A 20780-nucleotide genomic window follows, 5' to 3' on the forward strand; every position below is an offset into this window, starting at 1 on the left:
TGGTGCGCGCGGCGTTACGGCGTGCCCAGCGCGCTGTCCAGCTTGCGGTGCAGGTCCTGCAGCGTGCGCTCGACCTCGCGGTTGCGCGCCTGCTGCTCGTCGCGCAGCTGCTGCAATTCGTGTGCCAGATTGAGGGCGGCCAGCACGGCCACGCGGTCCACCGCTGCCATGCGGTTGCTGCCGCGCACCTCGCGCATGCGGCTGTCCAGCAGCTTGGCCGCCGCCATCAGGCTGGAACGTTCGTCGGGCGCGACGCCGACGGTGTACTCGCGGTCCAGGATATGGACGCTGACCGGTTCGGTGGCGCTCATGTGTGCTGCTCCAGCGACTTCAGGCGGCTGATCATCGCTTCCACGCGCGAGCGCGCCTGTTCGTTCTTGGCCAGCAGCTGCGAGCGTTCGCCGACCAGGTGCTCCTGTTGCTGGCGCAGGCTGCGGTTCTCGTCCGCCAGGCGCTGGCAGCGGTCCGCCAGATCCTGGATGCGCGTACCGAGCGAGCGGAGCTGGTCGAGAAGGTCGGCGTTATCCATGGTGGCACATTAGGCGTGCGTCTGGCGGACGGTCAAGGGCGGCCGGGGCAGCGGCCCCCGGTAGGAGCGGGCCATGCCCGCGACGCTTTTCGGTCGGACCACGCAGGAGCATCGCGGGCATGGCCCGCTCCTACAGGGGTCAGGACGCCACGCGCATGCCCGAGCCGGGGTAGTACTCGCGGATGAAGCGCAGGCACTGGTCCGCGCCCAGGGCCTGCGAGACCCAGTGTCCCTGCACCTCGTCGCAACCGTGGTTGCGCAGGAACTCGTACTGGTCCCAGGTCTCGACGCCCTCGGCGACCACTTTCAGCGCCAGCGACTGCCCCATCGTGATGATGGTGCTGGTGATGGCCTCGTCGTCGGTGTCGTGGGTGAGGTCGCCGATGAACTCGCGGTCGATCTTGAGCGTGGTCAGCGGCAGGCGCTTCAGGTAGGCCAGCGACGAGTAGCCGGTGCCGAAGTCGTCGATGGCCAGCGAGATGCCCAGTCGGCGGCAGGCGCGCAGGGTGTCGGCGTTCTGCTCGGGGTGGGTCATGATGACGCTCTCGGTGAGCTCCAGCTCCAGCCGGTTGGCGGGGATGCCGGTCTCCTGCAGCGTACGCGCCACCACCGCCTGCAGGTCGCCCCGCTGCAGCTGGGTGGACGAAACGTTGACCGCCATCGACAGCTCTTCCAGCCCCTGCTCGTGCCATTCGCGCAGCGTCAGGCAGGCCTCGCGCAGCGCCCAGGCGCCCAGCTCGAGGATCATTCCGGATTCTTCCGCCAGCGGGATGAACTGCGCCGGCGAGACCATGCCGAATTCCTTGCTGTCCCAACGCAGCAGGGCCTCTACGCCGGTGACGCGCTGGCGCGAGATCGACAGCCGCGGCTGGAACACCAGCGACAGTTCGTTGCGGTCGATCGCCCGCCGCAAAGCGCTGGCCAGGATGGCGCGATGGCGGTTCTTCTCGTCCATCGATTCCGAATACACCTGATAGGTGTGCCGGCCCATCGCCTTGGCCTGGTACATCGCCGTGTCGGCATGCTTGAGCAGTTCGGTGGGGACCTGCGCGTGCTCGGGGTACAGGCTGATGCCGATCGAAGGAGATACCGCCAGCTCCAGCCGTTCGCCGAAATTCAGCGGCGCGTGGAATGCGTGGATGATCCGCTGCGCCACGTCCTCGGCATCGGGCATGCCGTTGATGTCCTCAAGCACCACCGTGAACTCGTCGCCACTCAGCCGTGCGACGGTGTGCTGCGTGCCCACGGTCTGCTGCACGCGCGCGGCGGCCGCGCGCAGGATGCGGTCGCCGGTGGCGTGGCCCAGCGAGTCGTTGATGTCCTTGAAGCGGTCCAGGTCGATGAACAGCACCGCCACATGTCCGTGTTCGCGGCGGGCCCGCACGATGGCGCGCGACAGGCGCTCGGAAAGCAGCGAGCGGTTGGGCAGGCTGGTCAGCGTGTCGTAGTTGGCCAGGTAGCGCAGTTCCTGTTCGGCGCGCTTCTGTTCGGTGATGTCGGTGAGCACCTGCACGTACAGCGGGCGCTCGCCGCTGGCATCGGGCACCACGTTGGTCTCGATCCGGCAGAGGATCTCCTCGCCGTCCTTGCGTACCTTCCACACCTCGCCGGACCAGCGGCCGGTCAGGCGCAGTTCGCGGTTCATCCGTTCGAAGAAGGCATCCTCGTGCTGGTCGCTGTCCAGCATGGTCATCGGCTGGCCGATGATCTCCTCTTCGGCATAGCCGGTGATGCGGGTGAAGGCCGGGTTGATGGTGATGAACTGGTGCGCCCAGTCCAGCACCGCCACCGCCTCGTTCATGCTGCGCATCACCTCGCCGGCGATGCGGTGCTCGTACTCGGCATTGCGGCTGGCCGTGATGTCGCGCGCGGTGCCGGCAATGCGCACCGGCTGGCCGTCGGCGTCGCGCTCCACCACCCGGCCGCGGGCGCGCACCCACACCCACGTGCCGTTGCCCTGCATGTCCATGCGGTGCTCGGAGGTGAAGATGGGCGCCTTGCCCTGCAGGTGCAGGCGCAGGCGTTCCATCACCAGCGGCAGGTCTTCCTCGTGGATGGTCGGCACCTCGCCCTGGCGGGTGAGCACCGTGATGTCCGAGCTCTGCACCGCGGTCTCGTCCGCCCGCATGCGGTACAGCCGGCGCTGGACCAGGTCGTAGTCCCAGAACTGTTCGCCCGAGGCCCACAGGGCCAGCTTCAGGCGCTCGTCGCGATTGCGCAGCGCGTCGCTGCGCAGCGGCTCCTGCGGCGCCTGGCGGGCCGCCAGCCAGTCCCGCCACCAGCGCCGCGTGCCGATCGCCACCACGCCCAGCAGCACCGCGCCGGCGAGCAGCATGACCGGGGCTCGGGACGACAGCGGGGACGCCGTTGCGAGGACTGCAGCGACAGGAAGGGCAAGCATGGGGGTGGACGGGCTGTCCGGGCCGAGGCGATACCGGAGTGTAGGCATGCGCACGCACGCACAACAAGCCGGGATGCGGCTTTTCGTTGGTACACTTGCGCGGGTGTCCGAAACCTGCGGCGGATTGCGTTCTTCTATGCCCGACCTTCCCGATATCGCCGCCGTCGACGCGGCTTCCCGCCAGCTGGGACTGGCCATGGACGCCTCGGAACTGCACGGTGCGCTGTGCGGCTGGCTGGCCGGTGGCGGTGCCACCGACGGCACCTGGCTGGCCCGCGCGCTCGCCGACGACGCCCTGCCTGCGCCGGCGCCCGGCAGCGTGCTGGACCAGCTGCGCGAAGCGGCCATCGTCCAGCTCGAGGATCGCGGCTTTTCCTTCGACCTGCTGTTGCCCGTGGCCGATCGCTCGCTGGACGAGCGCGCCGAAGCCCTGTTCTCCTGGTGCCGGGGTTTCCTGGGCGCATTCGGACTGGCCGCCGGCGCCGCGCCGCCGCTGTCGGAGGAGAGCAGTGAGGCGCTGCAGGACCTGGCGCGCCTGGCCAAGGCCTCGGCCGAGAGCAGCGAGGATGAGGAAGACGAGGATGCCCTGGCCGAACTGGAAGAGTTCGTGCGCGTCGCGGCCCTGCTGCTGCATGGCGATTGTGTGCTGGGGCCCCGGCACCGCCGGAGCCTGAACTGATGAAGGTGCTGACCGGCATCGCCGCGGCGGAGTTCGCCCGCCGGCGCCGGCAGCTGATGCGGATGGCGGGCGAGGACGCCATCCTGGTGCTGCCGGCCGCGCCGGAACGCGTGCGCAGCCACGACACCCACTACCCGTACCGCCAGGACTCGGATTTCTGGTACCTGAGCGGCTTCCCCGAACCGGACGCGGTGCTGGTGCTGGTGCCGGGCCGCAAGCATGGCGAGGCCATCCTGTTCTGCCGCGAGCGTGACCCCGAACGGGAAGGCTGGGACGGCCCGCGCGCCGGCCAGGACGGCGCGGTCAACGACTACGGGATGGACGATGCCTATCCCATCGACGACCTGGACGAGATCCTGCCGGGGCTGCTGGAAGGGCGCTCGCGCGTCTACTACCACTTCGGCCGCGATGCCGACTTCGACCTCAAGCTGATCGGCTGGGTACGACACGTGCGTGCGCACGTGAAGCAGGGCGCGCAGCCGCCGCACGAATTCCTGGAACTGGGCCATCTGCTGCACGAGTTGCGCCTGTTCAAGTCGAAGGACGAGATCAAGCTGATGCGGCGCGCCGCCGACATCAGCGTGCATGCGCACCGGGCCGCGATGCGCGTCGCGCGCCCCGGCATCCGCGAGTACGAACTGCAGGCCGACCTGGAGCGCGTGTTCCGTGCCCACGACGCCTGGCCGGCCTACAACAGCATCGTCGGCGCCGGCCGCAATGCGTGTGTGCTGCATTACCGCGCCAACACGGCGCAGGCGCGCGACGGCGACCTGGTGCTGATCGACGCCGGTGCGGAGTATCGGGGCTACGCCGCCGACATCACCCGCACGTTCCCGGTCAACGGGCGCTTCACGCCCGCGCAGCGGGCGCTGCACGACCTGGTCGGCGCGGCACAGCGCGCCGCATTGGACTGCGCGCGCGTCGGCGTGCCCTATGAGGCCGGCCACGTGGCCGCGGTCGAGACGCTGACCGAGGGGCTGCTCAAGCTGGGCCTGCTGAAGGGCAAGCTGGAGAAGAACCTCGCCGAGGGCACGTACCGCCGCTTCTACCGCCACAAGACCGGCCATTGGCTGGGGCTGGACGTGCACGACGTGGGCGACTACCGCATCGACGGCGAATCGCGCCTGCTGGAGCCCGGCATGGTGTTCACCATCGAACCGGGCCTCTACGTGTCCCACGACGACACCACGGTGGATGCGAAGTGGCGGGGCATCGGCATCCGCACGGAGGACGACGTGCTGGTCACCGCCGAGGGTCCGGTCGTGCTGACCGATGCGCTGGCCCGCAGCGCCGACGAGATCGAAGCGGAGATGGCTGCGGGCTGACGGCACGTTGTCAACGCAGCGCCCGCCAGGGCGTTGCCGGTGCACCCCACCACGGAGGAGCAGGTGCATGGCCGACAGGACGGGATGGAACCGGATCGCACGCACGTTTGCGTGCGCCCTGATGCTGGCGGTCGCGGCGTCCGTCGCACACGCGGCCGAGCCCCCCGCGGATCCCTGGGCTCCGCTGCAGCGGGGCCTGCGGCCGAACGTGTTGCGGGCCGACGCACCGCTGCCGCACTGGTCGCTGGAAGCGCGCATGCGCCACCACCAGGTGCCCGGCGTCGGCATCGCGCTGGTTCGCGACGGCCGCGTCGTCGCGGCGCGCGGCTATGGCGTGCGCATCGCGGGCGGCAGCGAGCCGGTGAATGCCGACACCGTGTTCTCGGTGGGCTCGGTCAGCAAGGTCGTCGCCGCGGCCACTACGCTGCGCCTCGTCGATGCCGGCCGTGTCTCGCTGGACCGCGACGTCGCCGGCGACCTCACGCGCTGGCGATTACCCGATGCGCCGGGTGGGGAGGGCGCCGTCACCCCGCGCATGCTGATGTCGCACACCTCCGGCCTGGGCGTGCATGGGTTCGCCGATTACCCCCCGGGAGAAGCGGTGCCGACGCTGGCGCAGGTGCTGCAGGGTGAGCCGCCGGCCAAGAATGCGCCGGTAAACTTCCGCTTCGCACCGGGAGAGCGCAGCGACTACTCCGGCGGTGCCGTCAGCGTCGGGCAGATGCTGCTGGAAGATCTTGCCGGCGAGCCATTCGCGCGGATCGCGCAGGCGCAGGTATTCGACCCGCTGCGGATGACGCGCAGTACCTACGCCAGCCCGCTACCGCCCGATCACGGCAACATCGCGCACGCGCATGACGAACGCGGCGCACCCGCCGCGCTGCCGCGCGGCTACGAAACCTTCGCCGAAGCCGCGGCGTCCGGCCTGTGGACCAGCGCGAACGACCTGGGCGCCTTCGTCGCTGCGATCATCCGCAGCTACCAGGGCCGCGACGGTTTCCTGCGCCGTGACACCGCCGTTCGCATGCTCACGCCGGTGGCGCGCAGCTGGTTCGGCCTCGGGCCGCGACTGGACGGCGAAGGACCGTCGCGCACGTTCCATCACGGCGGCGCCAACGACAGCTACCGCGCCTGGATCGAGGGCTATCCGGAAAGCGGCGACGGCTTCGTCATCCTCACCAACGGCGCCAACGGCGACGCTCTCGCCCGCGAGATCCGCAATGCGCTGACCGACGCGCTCGGCCACGGCGACAACGCGTTGCTGCGTTCGCTGGCGCATCCGCCGCCGCCTGCTCCGGATCTCGCCGGGCGCTATCGGCTGGATGCGCAGGTGCCGATGGAGATCCGCGGCGCGGTCGCCGACCTGCTGGAAGACGACACCTTCGAGGTGCAGGTCAATGACGACCAACTGACATGGCGTCTGCCGGAAGCCGCGTCGGCCTCCGCGTTGCATCCGCTGGCGCCGAATCGGTATGCCTCGGCCTCGGGCAGCCTGCGCTTGCTGTTCCATCGCGGCCCGGACGGCCGGGTGCAAGCCGTAAGCGTGCTGCACCCCGCATCCGACGCGCGCGCATTGTACCGGCGAGTGCCTGAGGTGGAGTGAGCGGGCCGACTCAGGCCATCACCCGTACATCGCGTATCCACACCTGACGCCAGCGTGCCGTCTTCTGGTCCGGACCCAACGCCTGCGGCGAGACGGCGACGACCGGTGCGAACGCGTCGCGCGTGTCCAGGCAGCCGACGTTGACGGCGGCGTACGCGTGGCTCTCCTCCTCGAACACCACCGCCACCAGCACGCCGCAGTCGCCGCACAGCAGGAACTGGGCAGCGAACGAGCCCTGCCTGTAGCGGCGCAGAAGCTCAGGGCGGTGCGCGTGAATGATCAGTTGCGCGTCCGCATCCGACACCCAGGCCGCGCGATGCGCCCGGCAGAAGCTGCAATCGCAGGCGCGTGGGGCGGTATCCGCGGGTCGCCGCGTGGTGGAGAAGGCGAGGGTGATCGCGCCGCAATGGCAGCGGCCTTCGAGCGTGGCAGGCATCGCGGTCATCGGCGTACGTCAGTCACGGGCAGCGCGCCACGTCGCCGGTGTTTCGTTCGTCACCTCGTCCGCACGCGCGCGCGCGGCTTCCAGCGGCCGGATCTCCAGTTCCAGGCCGAAGGCCAGGCACGGGTTCTGTGCGGCGATGCGTGCGGCGTCTTCCAGCGAGTCGGCGACGATGAACCAGTAGCCGCCCACCAGTTCCTTCGCTTCCGCGAACGGTCCGTCGGTGATGCCGTCGCGGGTGACGCGCTTGCCCCGCCTCTCCAGCCGGCTGCCGGGCTTCAACACGCCGTCGGCCAGACCGCGCTCATACCATGCGTAGAAGCGGTCGATGGCGTCCTGCACGTCTTGCGGCGATGCGGTTTCGTCCCACTGGCCGCGGGAGATCAACAGGTACTCGGAATTCGTCATGGGCTCATGCCTCCGTCATTGCCTAGCGGGCGGTTCCCATAGTTCGACCTTGTTGCCTTCCGGGTCCAGCACCCAGCCGAACTTGCCCTGCTCGGAGACCTGCGGATCGCCGACGACGTTGCAGCCTTCCTCGCGCAGTGCGGCCAGGAGTGCGTCCAGGTCGGCCACGCGGAAGTTGACCATGAAGCTCGCGGTGCTGGGCGCCATGTAGGAGGTGTCCTGCTTGAACGGGCTCCAGATCGTCATCCCGGGCGGACTGCCTTCGCCACCCCACGGGAAGAGCGCGCCGCCCCAGTCGGCCGTGTCCAGCCCCAGGTGGTCGCGGTACCAGGCGCTGAGCGCCTGGGGATCCGCCGACTTGAAGAAGATGCCGCCGATGCCGGTGACGCGTTTCATGCGGGACCTCCGGGTGTCGTGACGGGGCGTCGCGTGCGCTGCAGGCGCGGAGTGTGTCAGCCCGTTGGCGGCATTGCCAGTGAGGCCGCGCCCAGCGCGGCGAAGACGCCCAGCAGGATCACCAGGCCGTAGCGCAGTCGGAAGGGGATGTCGGGTCGGCCGTACAGGCGCTCGGCTTCACGGGTGTCGAGACGCCAGCCGTGGTGGCAGACCGGGCACGCGAGCTGATAGCGCCGGCCGTAGACGAAGCCGAACAGCAGGTCGAAGCGGCCGTACTTGTACGCGAACTGCGGCTCGAAATCGCGCACCTGGTCGCAGCGCGGACAGTGGTGGGGTTCGGGCGGACCGACCGCCACCACGTTCTCGCCCTGGCCGATCATGAACATCATGCGTGCAGCCCGTCGTGCGCCAACTCAGGGCGCTTCCGCGAACGCCGGCCGCGTCAGGTTATCGGCCTCGCCCTCGGTGCACAGCACTTCGTCCTCGATGCGGATGCCGCCGTAGGGGCGAAGCGCATCGACGCGCGTCCAGTCGACGCTGGCGGCGTGGCCGTTCTTCTTCACCTCGTCCAGCAGCAGGTCGATGAAATACAGGCCGGGTTCGATGGTGACGACCATGCCCGGTTCCAGCACGCGCGTCATGCGCAGGTAGGGGTGGCCGGCCGGGCGTTCGATGCGGCCACCGCGGTCGCTGGCGGCGAAGCCGGCCACGTCGTGCACCTGCAGGCCGATCGGGTGGCCCAGGCCATGCGGGAAGAACGCCGCGCTGACGCCGGTGGCGACCGCGGCTTCGGGCGACACGGTGATCACGCCGAAGTCCTTCAGGATGCCCATCAGGGTGTGGTGCGCATCCACGTGCAGCTGCCTGTAGTCCACGCCGCTGCGCACGCCGGCGCACATCTTCTGCTGGGCGGCATCCACGGCATCGATCATCGCCTGGAACTCGCTGCCGGTGTCGTAGGCGTAACTGCGGGTGATGTCGCTGGCATAGCCGTGGACGCTGGCGCCGGCGTCGATCAGGAAGCTGCGCAGCGGATCGGGCGCGACGCGCTGCAGCTCCATGTAGTGCAGCACCGCGGCGTGCTCGTTGAGGCCGATGATGTTGCCGTAGGGCAGCTCGTTGGCGTCCTGGCCCACCGCCGTGCAGTAGGCCATGTGGATGCCGAATTCGCTCTGGCCCGCGCGGAACGCCGCTTCGGCGGCGCGGTGGCCGCGTACGGCCAGGCGCTGCGCCTGCCGCATCAGCGCGATCTCGTACGGCGTCTTGTACGAACGCTGGTACTCCAGGTACTGGATCACGGGCTCCGGGTTGTTCGGCGCATGGTCACCGAGCGTGCTCTGTGGCTCGCCGAGGATGGCGCTGCGCGCGGCAGGCGGCAGCAGGGCGGCGGCTTCGTCGGGCGTGCGGATGATGTGGATGTCGCAGTGGTCCACCCACCAGCCGCTGGGCGCATCCGGCACGACGTGCCAGTAGTCGAACGGCTGGTAGTAGATCACCTTCGGCCGTTCGCCCGGCGTGTACACCAGCCAGCTGTAGGGCAGGCGCGTGAGCGGCAGCCAGGCCTTGAACTGCGGGTTGACGGCATACGGGTAGTCGCGGTCGTCGAAGACCTGCCAGTGCTGCGTGCCGCTGGGCACGACCAGGTGGTCGAAACCGCCCCGCGCCAACGCTTCGTCGGCACGCCGCTTCATCGTCGCCAGATGATCGGCGTACAGCGGGACGAGATCGGTGTCGAAGGAAGCGGGGGCGTTCATGGCGGCGGCTCGTGCGGGAGAGTCGCCATTTTGCCGCATCCGGCCCGGACGGGCCGTGGTGGGGGTCCTATTCGGCTTCGGGCCCGGCGTTGACCCACCGACGCAGGCGTTCCAGCGGTTCGCGGTCGATGGTCAGGAAGCGCAGGCCGGCGAAGGCCTGTCCGGGCGTGTTCGCCGCCGCTGACCAGACCAGGTGCGCGCCCACGTCGATGGGGACGTCCTGGCCGCGCTCGTCGCGCAGGTGGAAACGCAACTGGTACAGCGCATCGTCGACCACCGGTTCGGTGGCCACCAGCAGCATGCCCGACTCGGACAGGTTGCCCACGCGGCCGATCACCTGTTCCGTCATCAGGTCGAACACGGCCACCGGCCTGGGCACGTTGCGCCGGCGGGCGCGGCGGAATTCGCGCATCATGCGGCGCCTCCAGCGGATTCGGCTTCGCCGCGGCGGCCGGTCAGGCTGCGCAGCGCATTGAGGGTGGCGTTCCAGGCGCGATCGATCAGGCGGCCGCGGTCTTCGGTGACCACCTGCGCCTGGCCCTTGGCCATCAGGTGCGCCAGCGTGTCCAGCGAATGTTCGCCCACGCGCTGGCCGCGCTGGTTGACGAACAGCGCGTTGCCGGTGACCGGGCTGAACCATGACAGCCGCTGCCGCTGCACGTCGCCCTGCTGGTTGCGGGTGAACTCGAACCACGTGCCGAACGGCAAGGTGCGCAGGTAGTCGTAGCATTCCTGCTCTTCCGGCGTGCGGGGCGACGCGGGCTTCTTCTTGACCTCGTTCTGCCCGCCCAGACGTGCGCGCGCCTTGAGGCGGGCCGTCAGTTCGGTGCGTGAGGTGGTCTCGTCTTCCTCGGCGCTGGAGAGCCGGCGTGCGATCGCCGCCGCCTCATCTTCGTGGTAGCCCACCTGGACCAGCGATTTCTCGACCTTGCCGGCCAGTTCCGCGTTGGCTCCCTGCGCGGTGGTGGTCGCGGCCACGATTTCCAGGGTGGTCTGCAGCGCGTCGGTCCACTCGCCGGACGTTTCGCCGTTGCGCAGCTGCGTGAGCGTGAGCACGTCGGCCCAGGCCTGGCTGAGCAGGGCCTGCACGAACTTCTGCGGCTTGGCCTCGGCCATGGCCGATTCGATGGTCTCGGCGGCGCGCTGCTTGGCGATTTCCAGGCGGTCCTTGCCGCGGGCAGCCTCGACCTGCCGTCGTTCGGCCAGTTCGGCCTTGCGCGCGGCGGCCTGCAGGTGCTGCTGCACCTCGCGGCTGGCGTCCTCGAAGACGGCCTCGTCGCCCTCGTAAGTCTCCACCACCGTCTCGACCGCCTGGTGCAGTTTCTGCAACAGCTGCGGGTCCACGTCCTCTTCGCCCAGCCAGGTGGCGCCGGACTCGGCCACGGTGTTGAGCAGGTCGCGCGCCGGATGCTGCGCGCGCAGGAAGAAGTTGCGGTCGCGCAGCGCGGCCTGCACCACCGGCACCTGCAGCCGCACCAGCATGTCGGCGGCGGGCGCATCGTGCTGCACCTCGCGTTCGATCTCGTTGTAGAGCAGGTCGAGCAGTTCGAAGGTGTCCGAATCCGCGCTGGCCAGCGTGGCATCGGGTCCGTGCTGCGCGCGGGCGGCCGCCAGCATCGCCTGCTGCAGGTCCTGCACCGTGCGGCGTGGCTGCTCAGGCGCGCGCGCGGGCAGGGGCGCGGACTGCATGGCCTGCAGTGTGTTCAACACGTCGGGCGTGGGAAGCAGCCGCGGTGCGCCAGCACCCGGTCCGGACGGACCCGAGGCGCCGCCTCCGCTGCCCGGTGCGGTCGATCCTGCGGGATTGCCGCCAGCGCCCTGCGCCAGCGTGCCCGGGCCACCGGGCGGACCGCCTGCGCCTGCGAGCGCCCGGGCATCGGCCTGCAGCCCGCCGCGCCGGATCGCCAGCAGCTTCTGCAGCACTTCGAACGAGCCTGCGGCATCGCCCGGCGCAGGCGCCTTGTCCGCTGCGGCGCCTGGAACCGCGCCTGCCGCGGATGCCGCTCCCGCTGCGTGCGGACCGGCCGCCGGGGGGCCGCTGCCGGTCAGTGCGCCCGCCACCGCGTTCAGCTGCTCGGGCGTGAGCGTGGCCCAGTGCGAGGCCGAACCCTGCCAGCCCGTCAGGGGGCGGGCGTGGGTATCGGCCGCGTCGCGGGGATGGCGGACCGCTTCCTGCACGCGGACGCGGCGCGGCATGTAGACCAGACCCGGCAGGATGCCCTCGCGCGACAGGAACTGGTTCACCGTCCCGGCCCATTCGCTGTAGTTCTGCATCACCTTGTGGTCGAAGGTGCGATACAGCACCAGCTGCGCATCCAGCGACAGCTGCAGGCAGGTGGCGGCCTCCTTCAGCACCTGGCAGAGACGGTGAGGGCCCAGCGGCAGCGTGTCCGCGTCGTAAGCGGGTGCCCGGGCCAGCACGCCGAAGCGCTGGCCCAGCATGAGGATCTGCGCATTGCCGCGCTGCTCGTGCCGACGCGCCACTTCGCGCAGCACGATTTCCTGGTCCATCACCGCATCCTCGACCAGCGTGAGCGTCTGGTAATCCAGGCGCAGCGCCGACGCCGCCGTGGCCACCGGGCGCGGCGTGCGGATACCGGCCAGTTCGGCTTCCAGGCCGAACATGTAGTGCGGCACCAGCTCGGTGCGGTGCTTCTGCAGGGCACGCAGGTCGACGAAGACCTGGGCCTGCAGATGGTTGTTGCGCGCCTGCTCGGCCTGCTTGAACAGCTGCTGCTCGAACTCCACCAGCATCGCGTTCAGCGCGGTGATGAAGTCCGGCGCGATATGGTCGTACAGGTTCTGCAGCACGCGTCGCACGCGCGGCGGCAAGGCCGACGACGCGATGGTGGTCGGCGTGGCAGCGGGCGAAGGCGGTCGTGTGCCGGTCATCGGTGCAGTGGGCTCCCCTGTAGCCGCATCATTATCACACCCGCCGTTGCCGGCGCATCCATCCGTCGCCCCGGCGGGGCGATGGGCGTCAACGGTCCAGGAACAGTTCGATCACGTCGTTGGTGAAGCGGCGCCCCAGCGCGGTGGGCATCACATGCGTCCCGGACAGCGCCAGCCAGCCGCGCTGCCGGGCCTGTTCCAAGGGGGCCGCGATCTGTTCCGTCGGCAGCCCGGTGGTGGCGGTGAAATCCGCCAGGGCGAAGCCGTCCTGCAGCCGCAGCGCGTTGAGCATGAACTCGAACGGGCGCCGTTCCGGTGTGATGTCGTCGTCCCCGCCGATCGCGTCCGGCGTGCCTGCCGCAGCGAGATAGGTCGTGGGATGCTTGGTCTTCCAGCGCCGCAGCACCTGCTGCGTGGCGCCCACGGTGATCTTGCCGTGCGCGCCGGCGCCAATGCCGATGTAATCGCCATAACGCCAGTAGTTGAGGTTGTGCGCGCAGCGGCGCCCTTCGCGCGCGTAGGCGCTCACTTCGTAGTGCTGGTAGCCGGCGTCGGCCAGAAGCGCCTGGCAATGCTCCTGCATATCCCACGCGAGGTCGTCGTCGGGAATGCCCTGTGGCGGCCGGGCGAAGAAGACCGTGTTGGGCTCCAGCGTGAGCTGGTAGTGCGAGACATGCGCGGGCTGCAGGGCGAACGCACGCCGCAGGTCGTACTCGGCCATCGCCAGCGTCTGCCCGGGCAGGGCGTACATCAGGTCCAGGTTGAGGTTGTCGAAGCCGGCATCCTGCGCCAACTTCACCGCATGTTCGGCCTCGCGGCTGTCATGGATGCGTCCCAGCTTCTGCAGGCTCTCGTCGTCGAAGCTCTGGATGCCGAAGCTGATGCGGTTCACGCCCGCGGCACGGTAGTGCTCGAAGCGCCCGTGTTCGGCCGTGCCGGGGTTGGCCTCCAGCGTCACCTCCAGTCCCGGCGCGAAGCGCAACCGGCTGCTGGCACCCTGCAGGAAGCGATCGATCGTCTCGGGCGGGAACAGGCTGGGCGTACCGCCGCCGAAGAACACGCTGTGCACGGTGCGGCCCCACACCAGCGGCAGGTCGTGGTCCAGGTCGCGCAGCAGGGCGTCCACGTACGCGTCGAAGGGCAGCCCGCCCTTGCCCTGGTGCGAATTGAAGTCGCAGTACGGGCATTTGCGCACGCACCACGGCAGGTGCACGTAGAGCGAAAGGGGGGGCGGAATCAGCATGGGCTAGGCCAGTGCGAGCAGGCGCTGCTTCAGCGCCGCCAGCGCCTTGCCGCGATGGCTGACGCGGTTCTTTTCGTCCAGCGGCATTTCCGCGGCCGACTGGCCGAACTGCGGGTCGAAGAACACCGGGTCGTAACCGTGGCCCCCCGTGCCGCGGCGTTGGTGCAGGATGCGGCCCTGCCATTCGCCTTCGACGATCAGCGGCTGCGGGTCGTGCGCATGGCGCAGCAGCACCAGCACGCAGTAGAAGTGCGCGCCGCGCTGCTCGCCCGGCACCTCATGCAGCGCGTCCAGCAGTTTGTCGATGTTGCGCTGGGCATCGCCGTGTCCGCCGGCATAGCGGGCCGAATACAGCCCCGGCGCGCCGTTCAGGGCGTCCACGCAGATGCCCGAATCATCGGCCAGTGCGGGCAGGCCGGTCTGCAGGCTGGCGTGACGGGCCTTGATCAGGGCGTTCTCGACGAAGGTGGTGCCGGTTTCGTCGGCGTCCTCCACACCCAGGTCGGACTGCGCGACCAGTTCGATGCCGGTGTCGGCCAGCAGGCCGCGCAGTTCTTCCAGCTTGCCCGCGTTGGAGGAGGCGAGGACGAGTTTCATGCGGTCATCCTTTCGGTTGCAGCAGGTCCCAGCGATTGCCGTAGGCATCGCGGAAGACGGCGACGGTGGCGTAGCTTTCTTCGCGCGGCGACTCGAGGAACTCGACGCCGGCCGCCGACATCCGCGCATGGTCGCGCCAGAAATCGTCCGTCTGCAGGAAGAAGCCCACGCGCCCGCCGGTCTGGTCGCCGATGCGCGCGCGCTGTGCGTCGGTGGTGGCCACGGCCAGCAGCAGGTCGGTGGTGCCGTCACCGGGCGGCGCCACGCGCACCCAGCGCTTGCCGCCGCCCAGGTCGGTATCCTCGCGCAGCGCGAAGCCCAGCGCGCCACAGTAGTGCGCGATGGCGCGGTCGTAGTCGTCGACCAGCAGGGTGACCAGGCTGAGGATCTGCATGAGGATTACCGGATATCTGTAGGAGCGCCCCCTGGGCGCGATGCGCTTGAGGCCGGTTCAAGCGACAGCATCGCGCCCATGGGGCGCTCCTACAAGGGAGCGGAACTCAGCCCGCCAGCGCAGCCCGCTGCGCCGCGAACAATTCGCCCATGCCCTTCTCGCCCAGCGCGAGCAGCGCGTCCAGTTCGTCGCGGCGGAACGCGTGGCCCTCGGCCGTGCCCTGCAGCTCGATGAAGCCGCCGCCATCGTTCATCACCAGGTTCATGTCGGTGTCGCAATCGCTGTCCTCGGCGTAGTCCAGGTCCAGCACCGGCGTGCCGCGGTAGATGCCCACCGAGACCGCGGCCACCGCGCCATGGATCGGATCGCGCTTGATCTCGTTGCGCGACTTCAGCCAGTTCACCGCATCCACCAGCGCCACGTAGGCGCCGGTGATGGCGGCGGTACGGGTGCCGCCGTCGGCCTGCAGCACGTCGCAGTCCAGGGTGATGGTGCGCTCACCCAGCGCCCCGCGGTCCACGCAGGCGCGCAGCGTGCGGCCGATCAGGCGCTGGATCTCCAGCGTGCGCCCGCCCTGCTTGCCGCGCGCGGCCTCGCGGTCGCTGCGGGTGTGGGTGGAGCGGGGCAGCATGCCGTATTCGGCGGTGACCCAGCCCTCGCCCTTCCCGCGCAGGAAGCCCGGCACCTTGTTGTCGACGCTGGCGGTGCACAGCACCCGGGTGTGGCCGAAGCTGACCAGCACCGAGCCTTCCGCATGCCGGGTGTAGTTGCGCAGGATGCTGACGTCGCGCATCTGGTCGGGCTGGCGGCCGCTGGGGCGGGAAAAGGACATGGGGGCATCCGCGATGAGGGGGGCGAAGTTTAGCAGTCCGCCCCCGCCGGGCCGGGACGACGGCGCGGGGACTGCTAAGATGCGCCGCTCATTGTCCCGATGGGCCTCCGCATGATCCGCAGCATGACGGCGTTCGCCGCCGCCGAACGCGCCACCGAGGGTGGAACGCTGGCGGCCGAACTGCGCGCGGTCAACCACCGCTTCCTCGAACTCGGCGTACGCCTGCCCGATGAGCTGCGCGTGCTGGAACCCGCGTTGCGCGAACGGGTCGTCGCGCGCGTCTCGCGCGGCAAGCTGGACCTGACCCTGCGCCTGCGCGCGCCCGAGGGCAACGGCGCGCTGCAGCTCAACCCGCGTGTGGTGGCGCAGCTCTCGGAACTGGCGCTGGACCTGTCCTCGCGCATGCCGAACCTGCGCACCGGGCTGACCGACCTGCTGCAGTTCCCAGGCGTGCTGCAGAGCAAGGGCGTGGACATGGAGGCCCTGCAGGCCGAGGCGCTGGCGCTGCTCGATGCGGTGCTGGACCAGTTCGTCGCTGCGCGCGAGCGCGAGGGCGGCAAGCTGGTCGCGGCGATCCTGGAGCGGGTGGACGGCATCGCGGCCCTGGCGACCGAGGTGCGCACGCTCATCCCGCAGATCCGTGCCGGCCAGCGGCAAAAGCTGGAGGCCCGCATGGCCGACGTGGCGCAGAACATGGAGCCAGGCCGGCTCGAACAGGAACTGGTGCTGTGGCTGCAGAAGCTCGACGTGGACGAGGAACTGGACCGGCTGGACAGCCATGTGAAGGAGATCCGCCGCATCTTCACCCAGAAGGAGCCGCAGGGCCGGCGGCTGGACTTCCTGCTGCAGGAGTTCAACCGCGAAGCCAACACGCTCGGGTCGAAATCGGTGGACATCCGCACTACCAACATCGCGGTCGAGCTGAAGGTGCTGATCGACCAGATCCGCGAACAGGCGCAGAACATTGAGTAGCGCCGGGAATCGGGAATGGGGGGTAGGGAATGGGAGAAGCGGGAAGGCTTCCGTCCGCCGCCCCGCCTGCCACGTTCACGCTGCGCTGCTTCTACAATTCCCTACTCCCCATTCCCGATTCCCGGTCACCTGATGCGCGGAACCCTCTACATCGTCGCGGCGCCGTCCGGGGCCGGCAAAAGCAGCATCGTCAACGCGGTGCTGGCCCGGGACGCCGACATCGCCCTGTCCATCTCGTTCACCTCGCGCGGTGCGCGACCGGGCGAGCGCCATGCGCAGCACTATCACTTCATCAGCGCCGACGAGTTCGAGGCGATGATCCGCGCCGGCGATTTCTTCGAGTACGCCCGCGTGCACGGCGACTGGAAGGGCACCGCGCGCCAGTCGGTGGAACCGCAGCTGGCCGCCGGCAAGGATGTGTTGCTGGAGATCGACTGGCAGGGCGCGCGTCAGGTGCGCGAGAAAGTGCCGGATGCGGTCAGCGTGTTCATCCTGCCACCGTCGCGCCAGGCGCTGGAGCAGCGCATGCGCGCCCGCGGGCAGGACAGCGAGGAGGTCATCCAGCGACGCCTGGCGGCGGCCCGCGAGGAGATGTCGCACTACGGCGAGTTCGACTACGTGATCGTCAATGACGTGTTCGAGGAGGCGGTGGCCCAGATGCATGCCATCTTCACCGCCAGCCGGCTGCGCCGCGAGGCCCAGGATGTCCGCCACGCCCGCCTGATCTCGGCCCTGCTGGCGGATTGAGGTCGGCGCAGCGCCGGTTTTTGTCGGTTAACTGGTTGATTTTCAAGAAAAGACTTGCATTACCGGGCCCGGCTGCCTACAATCGCCGCCCCTTTCCGTATTCACTGGGCGGCCAACGGTCGCCGGGAGCCCGCATGGCCCGCATCACCGTCGAAGATTGCCTGGAAGTCGTCAACAACCGTTTCGAGCTGGTCACCATGGCCGCCAAGCGCGCCCGCCAGCTGGCCAACGGCGTCGATGCCCAGATCGACAACACCGAAGCGCAGGACAAGCCGACCGTGCTGGCGCTGCGCGAGATCGCCGCGCGCAAGATCGACAACGACCTGATCGACCGCGTCGAGAAGGCCGAGCGCGAGCGCGCCGAGCGTGAAGCGCTGGAATGGGCCGCCGCCGAAGTGGTCGCCGACGACGACCTGTCCAAGGGCGACGACTGATCGCATCCGTCCATCGTTCCCATCGGAACGGACGATCGCTGGAAAGCCCGCGCAAGCGGGCTTTTCGCGTTTCGGGGCCGCCAGTGCGCGTTGCCGTGACGACCTGACTGGCATAGTCTGGCGGCATGAATCCAGGTCGTTCCGCCAAGGCCCTCCGCAGCCCGTCTTCGTCGCGCGACGACGGCGTGCCGGACTACGTGGCCCAGTTCGAGAAGACGGCGGCGTACCTGCCCAAGGAGCAGCTGCCGCTGCTGCGGCGGGCGTGGGAAGTCGGTGCCGCCGCGCATGCCGGCCAGACCCGCAAGTCGGGCGAACCCTACATCACCCATCCCGTGGCCGTGGCGGGCGTGCTGGCGGAATTGGGCATGGATGCCGAGACGCTGATCGCGGCCATCCTGCACGACACCATCGAGGACACGCCGCTCACCCGTGAGGAAATCGCCGGCGAGTTCGGCGAATCCGTCGCCGAACTGGTCGATGGCGTCACCAAGCTGGACAAGCTGAAGTTCCGCGACCGCCAGGAAGCCGCGGCCGAAAGCTTCCGCAAGATGCTGCTGGCCATGTCGCGCGACCTGCGCGTGATCATGATCAAGCTGGCCGACCGCCTGCACAACATGCGCACCTTGGGCGCGCAGAGCGCGGAGGCGCGCGGGCGCATCGCCCGCGAGACGCTGGAGATCTACGCGCCCATCGCCCAGCGGCTGGGCATGAACCTGGTCAAGTCCGAACTGCAGGACCTCGGTTTCCGCGCCCTGCATCCGTGGCGGCATGCGGTCATCGACAAGCACATCCGCAGCCAGCCGGTGATGCGCCGCGAATCGATGGCGCAGATCGAAGCGCACCTGTCGCAGCGGCTGGCGAAGGAGGGCATCGAGCACCGCCTGGTCAGCCGGGTCAAGACGCCCTGGAGCATCTACAACAAGATGCGCAGCGAAGGGAAAAGCTTCGACCGGGTGATGGACGTGTTCGGCTTCCGCGTGGTCGTCGATTCGGTACCGTCGTGCTATCACGCCCTGGGGGCCGTGCATGCGCAGTACAAGCCGCTGGATGGCCGCTTCCGCGATTTCATCGCCATTCCCAAGGCCAACGGCTACCAGTCGCTGCACACGGTGCTGTTCGGGCCGTACGGCTCGCCGATCGAGGTGCAGATCCGCACCACCGAGATGGACCTGATCGCCGAGCGCGGCATCGCCGCGCACTGGACCTACAAGTACGGCACCGACTCGCCCAACAGCGCGCAGAACCGCGCGCATGCGTGGATCGTCGAGTTGATCGACAACCAGCGTGCGGCCGGCTCGTCGCTGGAGTTCCTGGACAACGTGAAGGTGGACCTGTTTCCGGACGAGGTGTACCTGTTCACGCCGAAGGGCAAGATCCTGTCGCTGCCGCGCAATGCCACCGCGCTGGACTTCGCCTACGCGGTGCATACCGATGTCGGCAACCAGGCGGTGGCCTCGCGCGTGGACAAGAAGCTGGTGCCACTGCGCACCAAGCTGGCCAGCGGGCAGAGCGTGGAGATCATCACCGCCAAGTCGGCCGCGCCCAAGCCGCAGTGGCTGGAGTTCGTGGTGACCAGCAAGGCGCGCACCGCGATCCGCCACCAACTGAAGCAGCTCGAGCACGAGGATGCGGTGCAGCTGGGACATCGCATGCTCGACCGCGCGCTGGAGGACCTGGACAGCTCGCTCGAGCGCCTGCCGCAGCAGCGCCTGGAGGCCTTCCTCAGCGAGCACAAGTACCCGCGGCTGGAGGCGTTCCTGGCCGACGTCGCCCTGGGCAACTGGATGCCCGCGCAGGCGGCGCAGGCGCTGACCGCGTTCGCCGAGCTGCGCGGCGGCGGCCATTCGAAGCATTCGCAGGAGAAGATCCTGATCACCGGCGGCGAACGTGGCGTGGTCAGTTTCGCGCAGTGCTGCCAGCCGATCCCGGGCGACGAGATCATGGGCTATCACACCGCCGGCAAGGGCATCGTGGTGCACCGCCTGGACTGCCCCAACGTCACCGAGTTCCGCAAGTCGCCGGAACGCTGGGTGCCGATCGCCTGGGACGCCAAGGTCACCGGCGACTACGACGCCGCGCTGCTGATCGACGTGGAGAACCGTCCGGGTGTGCTGGCGCAGGTCGCCGCCGCGGTCGCCAAGAGCCAGTCCAACATCGAACGCGTGGAGTACCTGGAGCGCGACATCAACGTCGCCGTGCTGCGCTTCTCCATCCAGGTGCGCGACCGCAACCACCTGGCGGAAGTGATGCGCCGGCTGCGGCGGCTCAACGTCGTGCACGGCGTGCGCCGGCAGTAAGGAATCCATAAAGGTATGCGGCCTGCGCCCGAGATCGTCGGTATCGAATTCGACTGGCTCGCGATCGATAAGGAAGGTCGCTTGGCGTTCTTTTCTACCGCAGGCTCAGGGATGGCGCCAAAGTCTGCAATAGATAACCGCGAATCGCTGGACGCCGCACTTTTGCTGATCGAGACGCCCAACTGGGGGACGGTGCACGTCTGGGATGACTATGCTTCTGTCGGTCTCTATGTATACGACTGGGATCTTTCGAATGGCGTTTATCGCCGTCTGAGAGTACCTGCAGGCTCGGCCAACCGCGCGCCGCTGGCATCGCTCAAGATGGTGAGTGGGGTGCCACGTGTCGATTGCGACTTCGCGCTTCAGAACGACATACGACCCGAGATTCTGCGTTAGCACTGTCAAACTTTCTTCATAAAGGACAATCCATGACCAAGCAGATCATCCACACCGACCACGCGCCCGCCGCCATCGGTCCCTATTCGCAGGCCGTGCGCGCCGGCAACACGGTGTACTTCTCCGGGCAGATCCCGCTGGATCCGGCCACGGGCAACCTCGTCGACGGCGACATCGCGGCGCAGGCGCGTCGCGCGTTCGACAACCTCAAGGCCGTCGCCGAGGCCGCAGGCGGCTCGCTGGAGCGGATCGTGCGGCTCGGCCTGTACCTGACCGACCTGTCGCAGTTCGCGGCGGTCAATGCGGTGATGCAGGAGTATTTCGCCGCGCCTTATCCCGCGCGCTCGACCATCGAAGTGTCGGGCCTGCCGAAGGGCGCGGCGTTCGAAGTCGATGCGGTGATGGTGCTCGACTGACCGGCTGATGCGCGGGGCGCCAG

The 20780-nt window shown here is 69.0% G+C and carries 23 protein-coding genes; 9 read left to right on the forward strand and 14 right to left on the reverse strand.

All coding sequences use genetic code 11. The features are described 5' to 3' along the window. Positions 1-14: 14 nt before the first annotated feature. From V8246_RS08080 to V8246_RS08090, 3 genes are all read right to left on the reverse strand, one after another. Positions 15-311, reverse strand: coding sequence for a cell division protein ZapA (locus tag V8246_RS08080; RefSeq protein ID WP_185894202.1), 297 nt, complete (start codon positions 309-311; stop codon positions 15-17). Beyond that, entirely contained in the window at positions 308-529 is a 222-nt protein-coding gene (locus V8246_RS08085; protein ID WP_336188706.1) for a TIGR02449 family protein, read from the reverse strand. Before V8246_RS08085 ends, V8246_RS08080 begins: the two co-directional genes overlap by 4 nt. A 139-nt stretch (positions 530-668) precedes the next feature. Continuing rightward, a complete protein-coding gene (locus V8246_RS08090; RefSeq protein WP_336188707.1) occupies positions 669-2864 on the reverse strand; it encodes an EAL domain-containing protein in 2196 nt (731 codons plus the stop codon). A 202-nt stretch (positions 2865-3066) separates the two neighbouring features. On the opposite strand from V8246_RS08090, the gene V8246_RS08095 reads away from it, so the two are divergent. The 3 genes from V8246_RS08095 to V8246_RS08105 all read left to right on the forward strand — a co-directional run bounded on the left by V8246_RS08095 (position 3067) and on the right by V8246_RS08105 (position 6537). Next, positions 3067-3609, forward strand: a complete 543-nt coding sequence (locus tag V8246_RS08095) for a UPF0149 family protein (protein ID WP_336188708.1) — start codon at positions 3067-3069, stop codon at positions 3607-3609. Continuing rightward, entirely contained in the window at positions 3609-4934 is a 1326-nt protein-coding gene (locus V8246_RS08100; protein ID WP_336188709.1) for an aminopeptidase P N-terminal domain-containing protein, read from the forward strand. Before V8246_RS08095 ends, V8246_RS08100 begins: the two co-directional genes overlap by 1 nt. A gap of 67 nt (positions 4935-5001) precedes the next feature. Further along, on the forward strand, positions 5002-6537 hold the full coding sequence (locus tag V8246_RS08105) for a serine hydrolase domain-containing protein (protein ID WP_336188710.1): 1536 nt from the start codon (positions 5002-5004) through the stop codon (positions 6535-6537). A 10-nt stretch (positions 6538-6547) separates the two neighbouring features. Here the strand turns inward: V8246_RS08105 and V8246_RS08110 are convergent, their stop codons facing one another. From V8246_RS08110 to rph, 11 genes are all read right to left on the reverse strand, one after another. Next, the gene (locus tag V8246_RS08110; RefSeq protein ID WP_336188711.1) at positions 6548-6973 is read right to left on the reverse strand and encodes a GFA family protein; all 426 of its coding nucleotides are present in this window, start codon (positions 6971-6973) and stop codon (positions 6548-6550) included. Positions 6974-6991: 18 nt separating this feature from the next. Then, entirely contained in the window at positions 6992-7387 is a 396-nt protein-coding gene (locus V8246_RS08115; RefSeq protein ID WP_336188712.1) for a YciI family protein, read from the reverse strand. Positions 7388-7402: 15 nt separating this feature from the next. Next, entirely contained in the window at positions 7403-7783 is a 381-nt protein-coding gene (locus tag V8246_RS08120; RefSeq protein ID WP_336188713.1) for a VOC family protein, read from the reverse strand. 56 nt (positions 7784-7839) lie between these two features. Further along, positions 7840-8172 carry a hypothetical protein gene (locus V8246_RS08125; RefSeq protein ID WP_336188714.1) on the reverse strand — a complete coding sequence of 111 codons (333 nt, stop codon included), beginning with the start codon at positions 8170-8172 and terminating at the stop codon, positions 7840-7842. Positions 8173-8196: 24 nt separating this feature from the next. Beyond that, positions 8197-9537, reverse strand: a complete 1341-nt coding sequence (gene pepQ / locus V8246_RS08130) for a Xaa-Pro dipeptidase (protein WP_336188715.1) — start codon at positions 9535-9537, stop codon at positions 8197-8199. A gap of 67 nt (positions 9538-9604) precedes the next feature. Next, a complete protein-coding gene (locus V8246_RS08135) occupies positions 9605-9952 on the reverse strand; it encodes a PilZ domain-containing protein (protein WP_336188716.1) in 348 nt (115 codons plus the stop codon). Continuing rightward, the gene (locus V8246_RS08140) at positions 9949-12429 is read right to left on the reverse strand and encodes a DUF1631 domain-containing protein (protein ID WP_336188717.1); all 2481 of its coding nucleotides are present in this window, start codon (positions 12427-12429) and stop codon (positions 9949-9951) included. Before V8246_RS08140 ends, V8246_RS08135 begins: the two co-directional genes overlap by 4 nt. Before the next feature lie 88 nt (positions 12430-12517). Beyond that, entirely contained in the window at positions 12518-13672 is a 1155-nt protein-coding gene (gene hemW, locus V8246_RS08145; RefSeq protein WP_336188718.1) for a radical SAM family heme chaperone HemW, read from the reverse strand. Between the two features lie 3 nt (positions 13673-13675). Continuing rightward, entirely contained in the window at positions 13676-14269 is a 594-nt protein-coding gene (gene rdgB, locus V8246_RS08150; RefSeq protein WP_336188719.1) for an RdgB/HAM1 family non-canonical purine NTP pyrophosphatase, read from the reverse strand. Between the two features lie 4 nt (positions 14270-14273). Further along, a complete protein-coding gene (locus V8246_RS08155) occupies positions 14274-14663 on the reverse strand; it encodes a VOC family protein (protein ID WP_162108731.1) in 390 nt (129 codons plus the stop codon). Between the two features lie 106 nt (positions 14664-14769). Continuing rightward, positions 14770-15495: a ribonuclease PH gene (gene rph, locus V8246_RS08160; protein ID WP_298149683.1), complete on the reverse strand. Its 726-nt coding sequence runs from the start codon at positions 15493-15495 to the stop codon at positions 14770-14772. 111 nt (positions 15496-15606) lie between these two features. Here rph and V8246_RS08165 point away from each other — a divergent pair, with 111 nt between their 5' ends. The 6 genes from V8246_RS08165 to V8246_RS08190 all read left to right on the forward strand — a co-directional run bounded on the left by V8246_RS08165 (position 15607) and on the right by V8246_RS08190 (position 20757). Beyond that, positions 15607-16467: a YicC/YloC family endoribonuclease gene (locus V8246_RS08165; protein ID WP_336188720.1), complete on the forward strand. Its 861-nt coding sequence runs from the start codon at positions 15607-15609 to the stop codon at positions 16465-16467. Between the two features lie 132 nt (positions 16468-16599). Further along, a complete protein-coding gene (gene gmk, locus V8246_RS08170; protein ID WP_336188721.1) occupies positions 16600-17214 on the forward strand; it encodes a guanylate kinase in 615 nt (204 codons plus the stop codon). Between the two features lie 134 nt (positions 17215-17348). Continuing rightward, positions 17349-17648, forward strand: a complete 300-nt coding sequence (rpoZ, locus tag V8246_RS08175) for a DNA-directed RNA polymerase subunit omega (RefSeq protein WP_162108735.1) — start codon at positions 17349-17351, stop codon at positions 17646-17648. Between the two features lie 125 nt (positions 17649-17773). Further along, the gene (locus V8246_RS08180) at positions 17774-19945 is read left to right on the forward strand and encodes a bifunctional (p)ppGpp synthetase/guanosine-3',5'-bis(diphosphate) 3'-pyrophosphohydrolase (RefSeq protein ID WP_336188722.1); all 2172 of its coding nucleotides are present in this window, start codon (positions 17774-17776) and stop codon (positions 19943-19945) included. Between the two features lie 15 nt (positions 19946-19960). Next, positions 19961-20341 carry a hypothetical protein gene (locus tag V8246_RS08185; RefSeq protein WP_336188723.1) on the forward strand — a complete coding sequence of 127 codons (381 nt, stop codon included), beginning with the start codon at positions 19961-19963 and terminating at the stop codon, positions 20339-20341. Positions 20342-20373: 32 nt separating this feature from the next. Beyond that, entirely contained in the window at positions 20374-20757 is a 384-nt protein-coding gene (locus V8246_RS08190; protein WP_336188724.1) for a RidA family protein, read from the forward strand. The last annotated feature ends 23 nt before the right edge of the window (positions 20758-20780 follow it).

The sequence above is a fragment of the Pseudoxanthomonas sp. F11 genome, assembly GCF_037046485.1.
Classification (GTDB): domain Bacteria; phylum Pseudomonadota; class Gammaproteobacteria; order Xanthomonadales; family Xanthomonadaceae; genus Pseudoxanthomonas_A.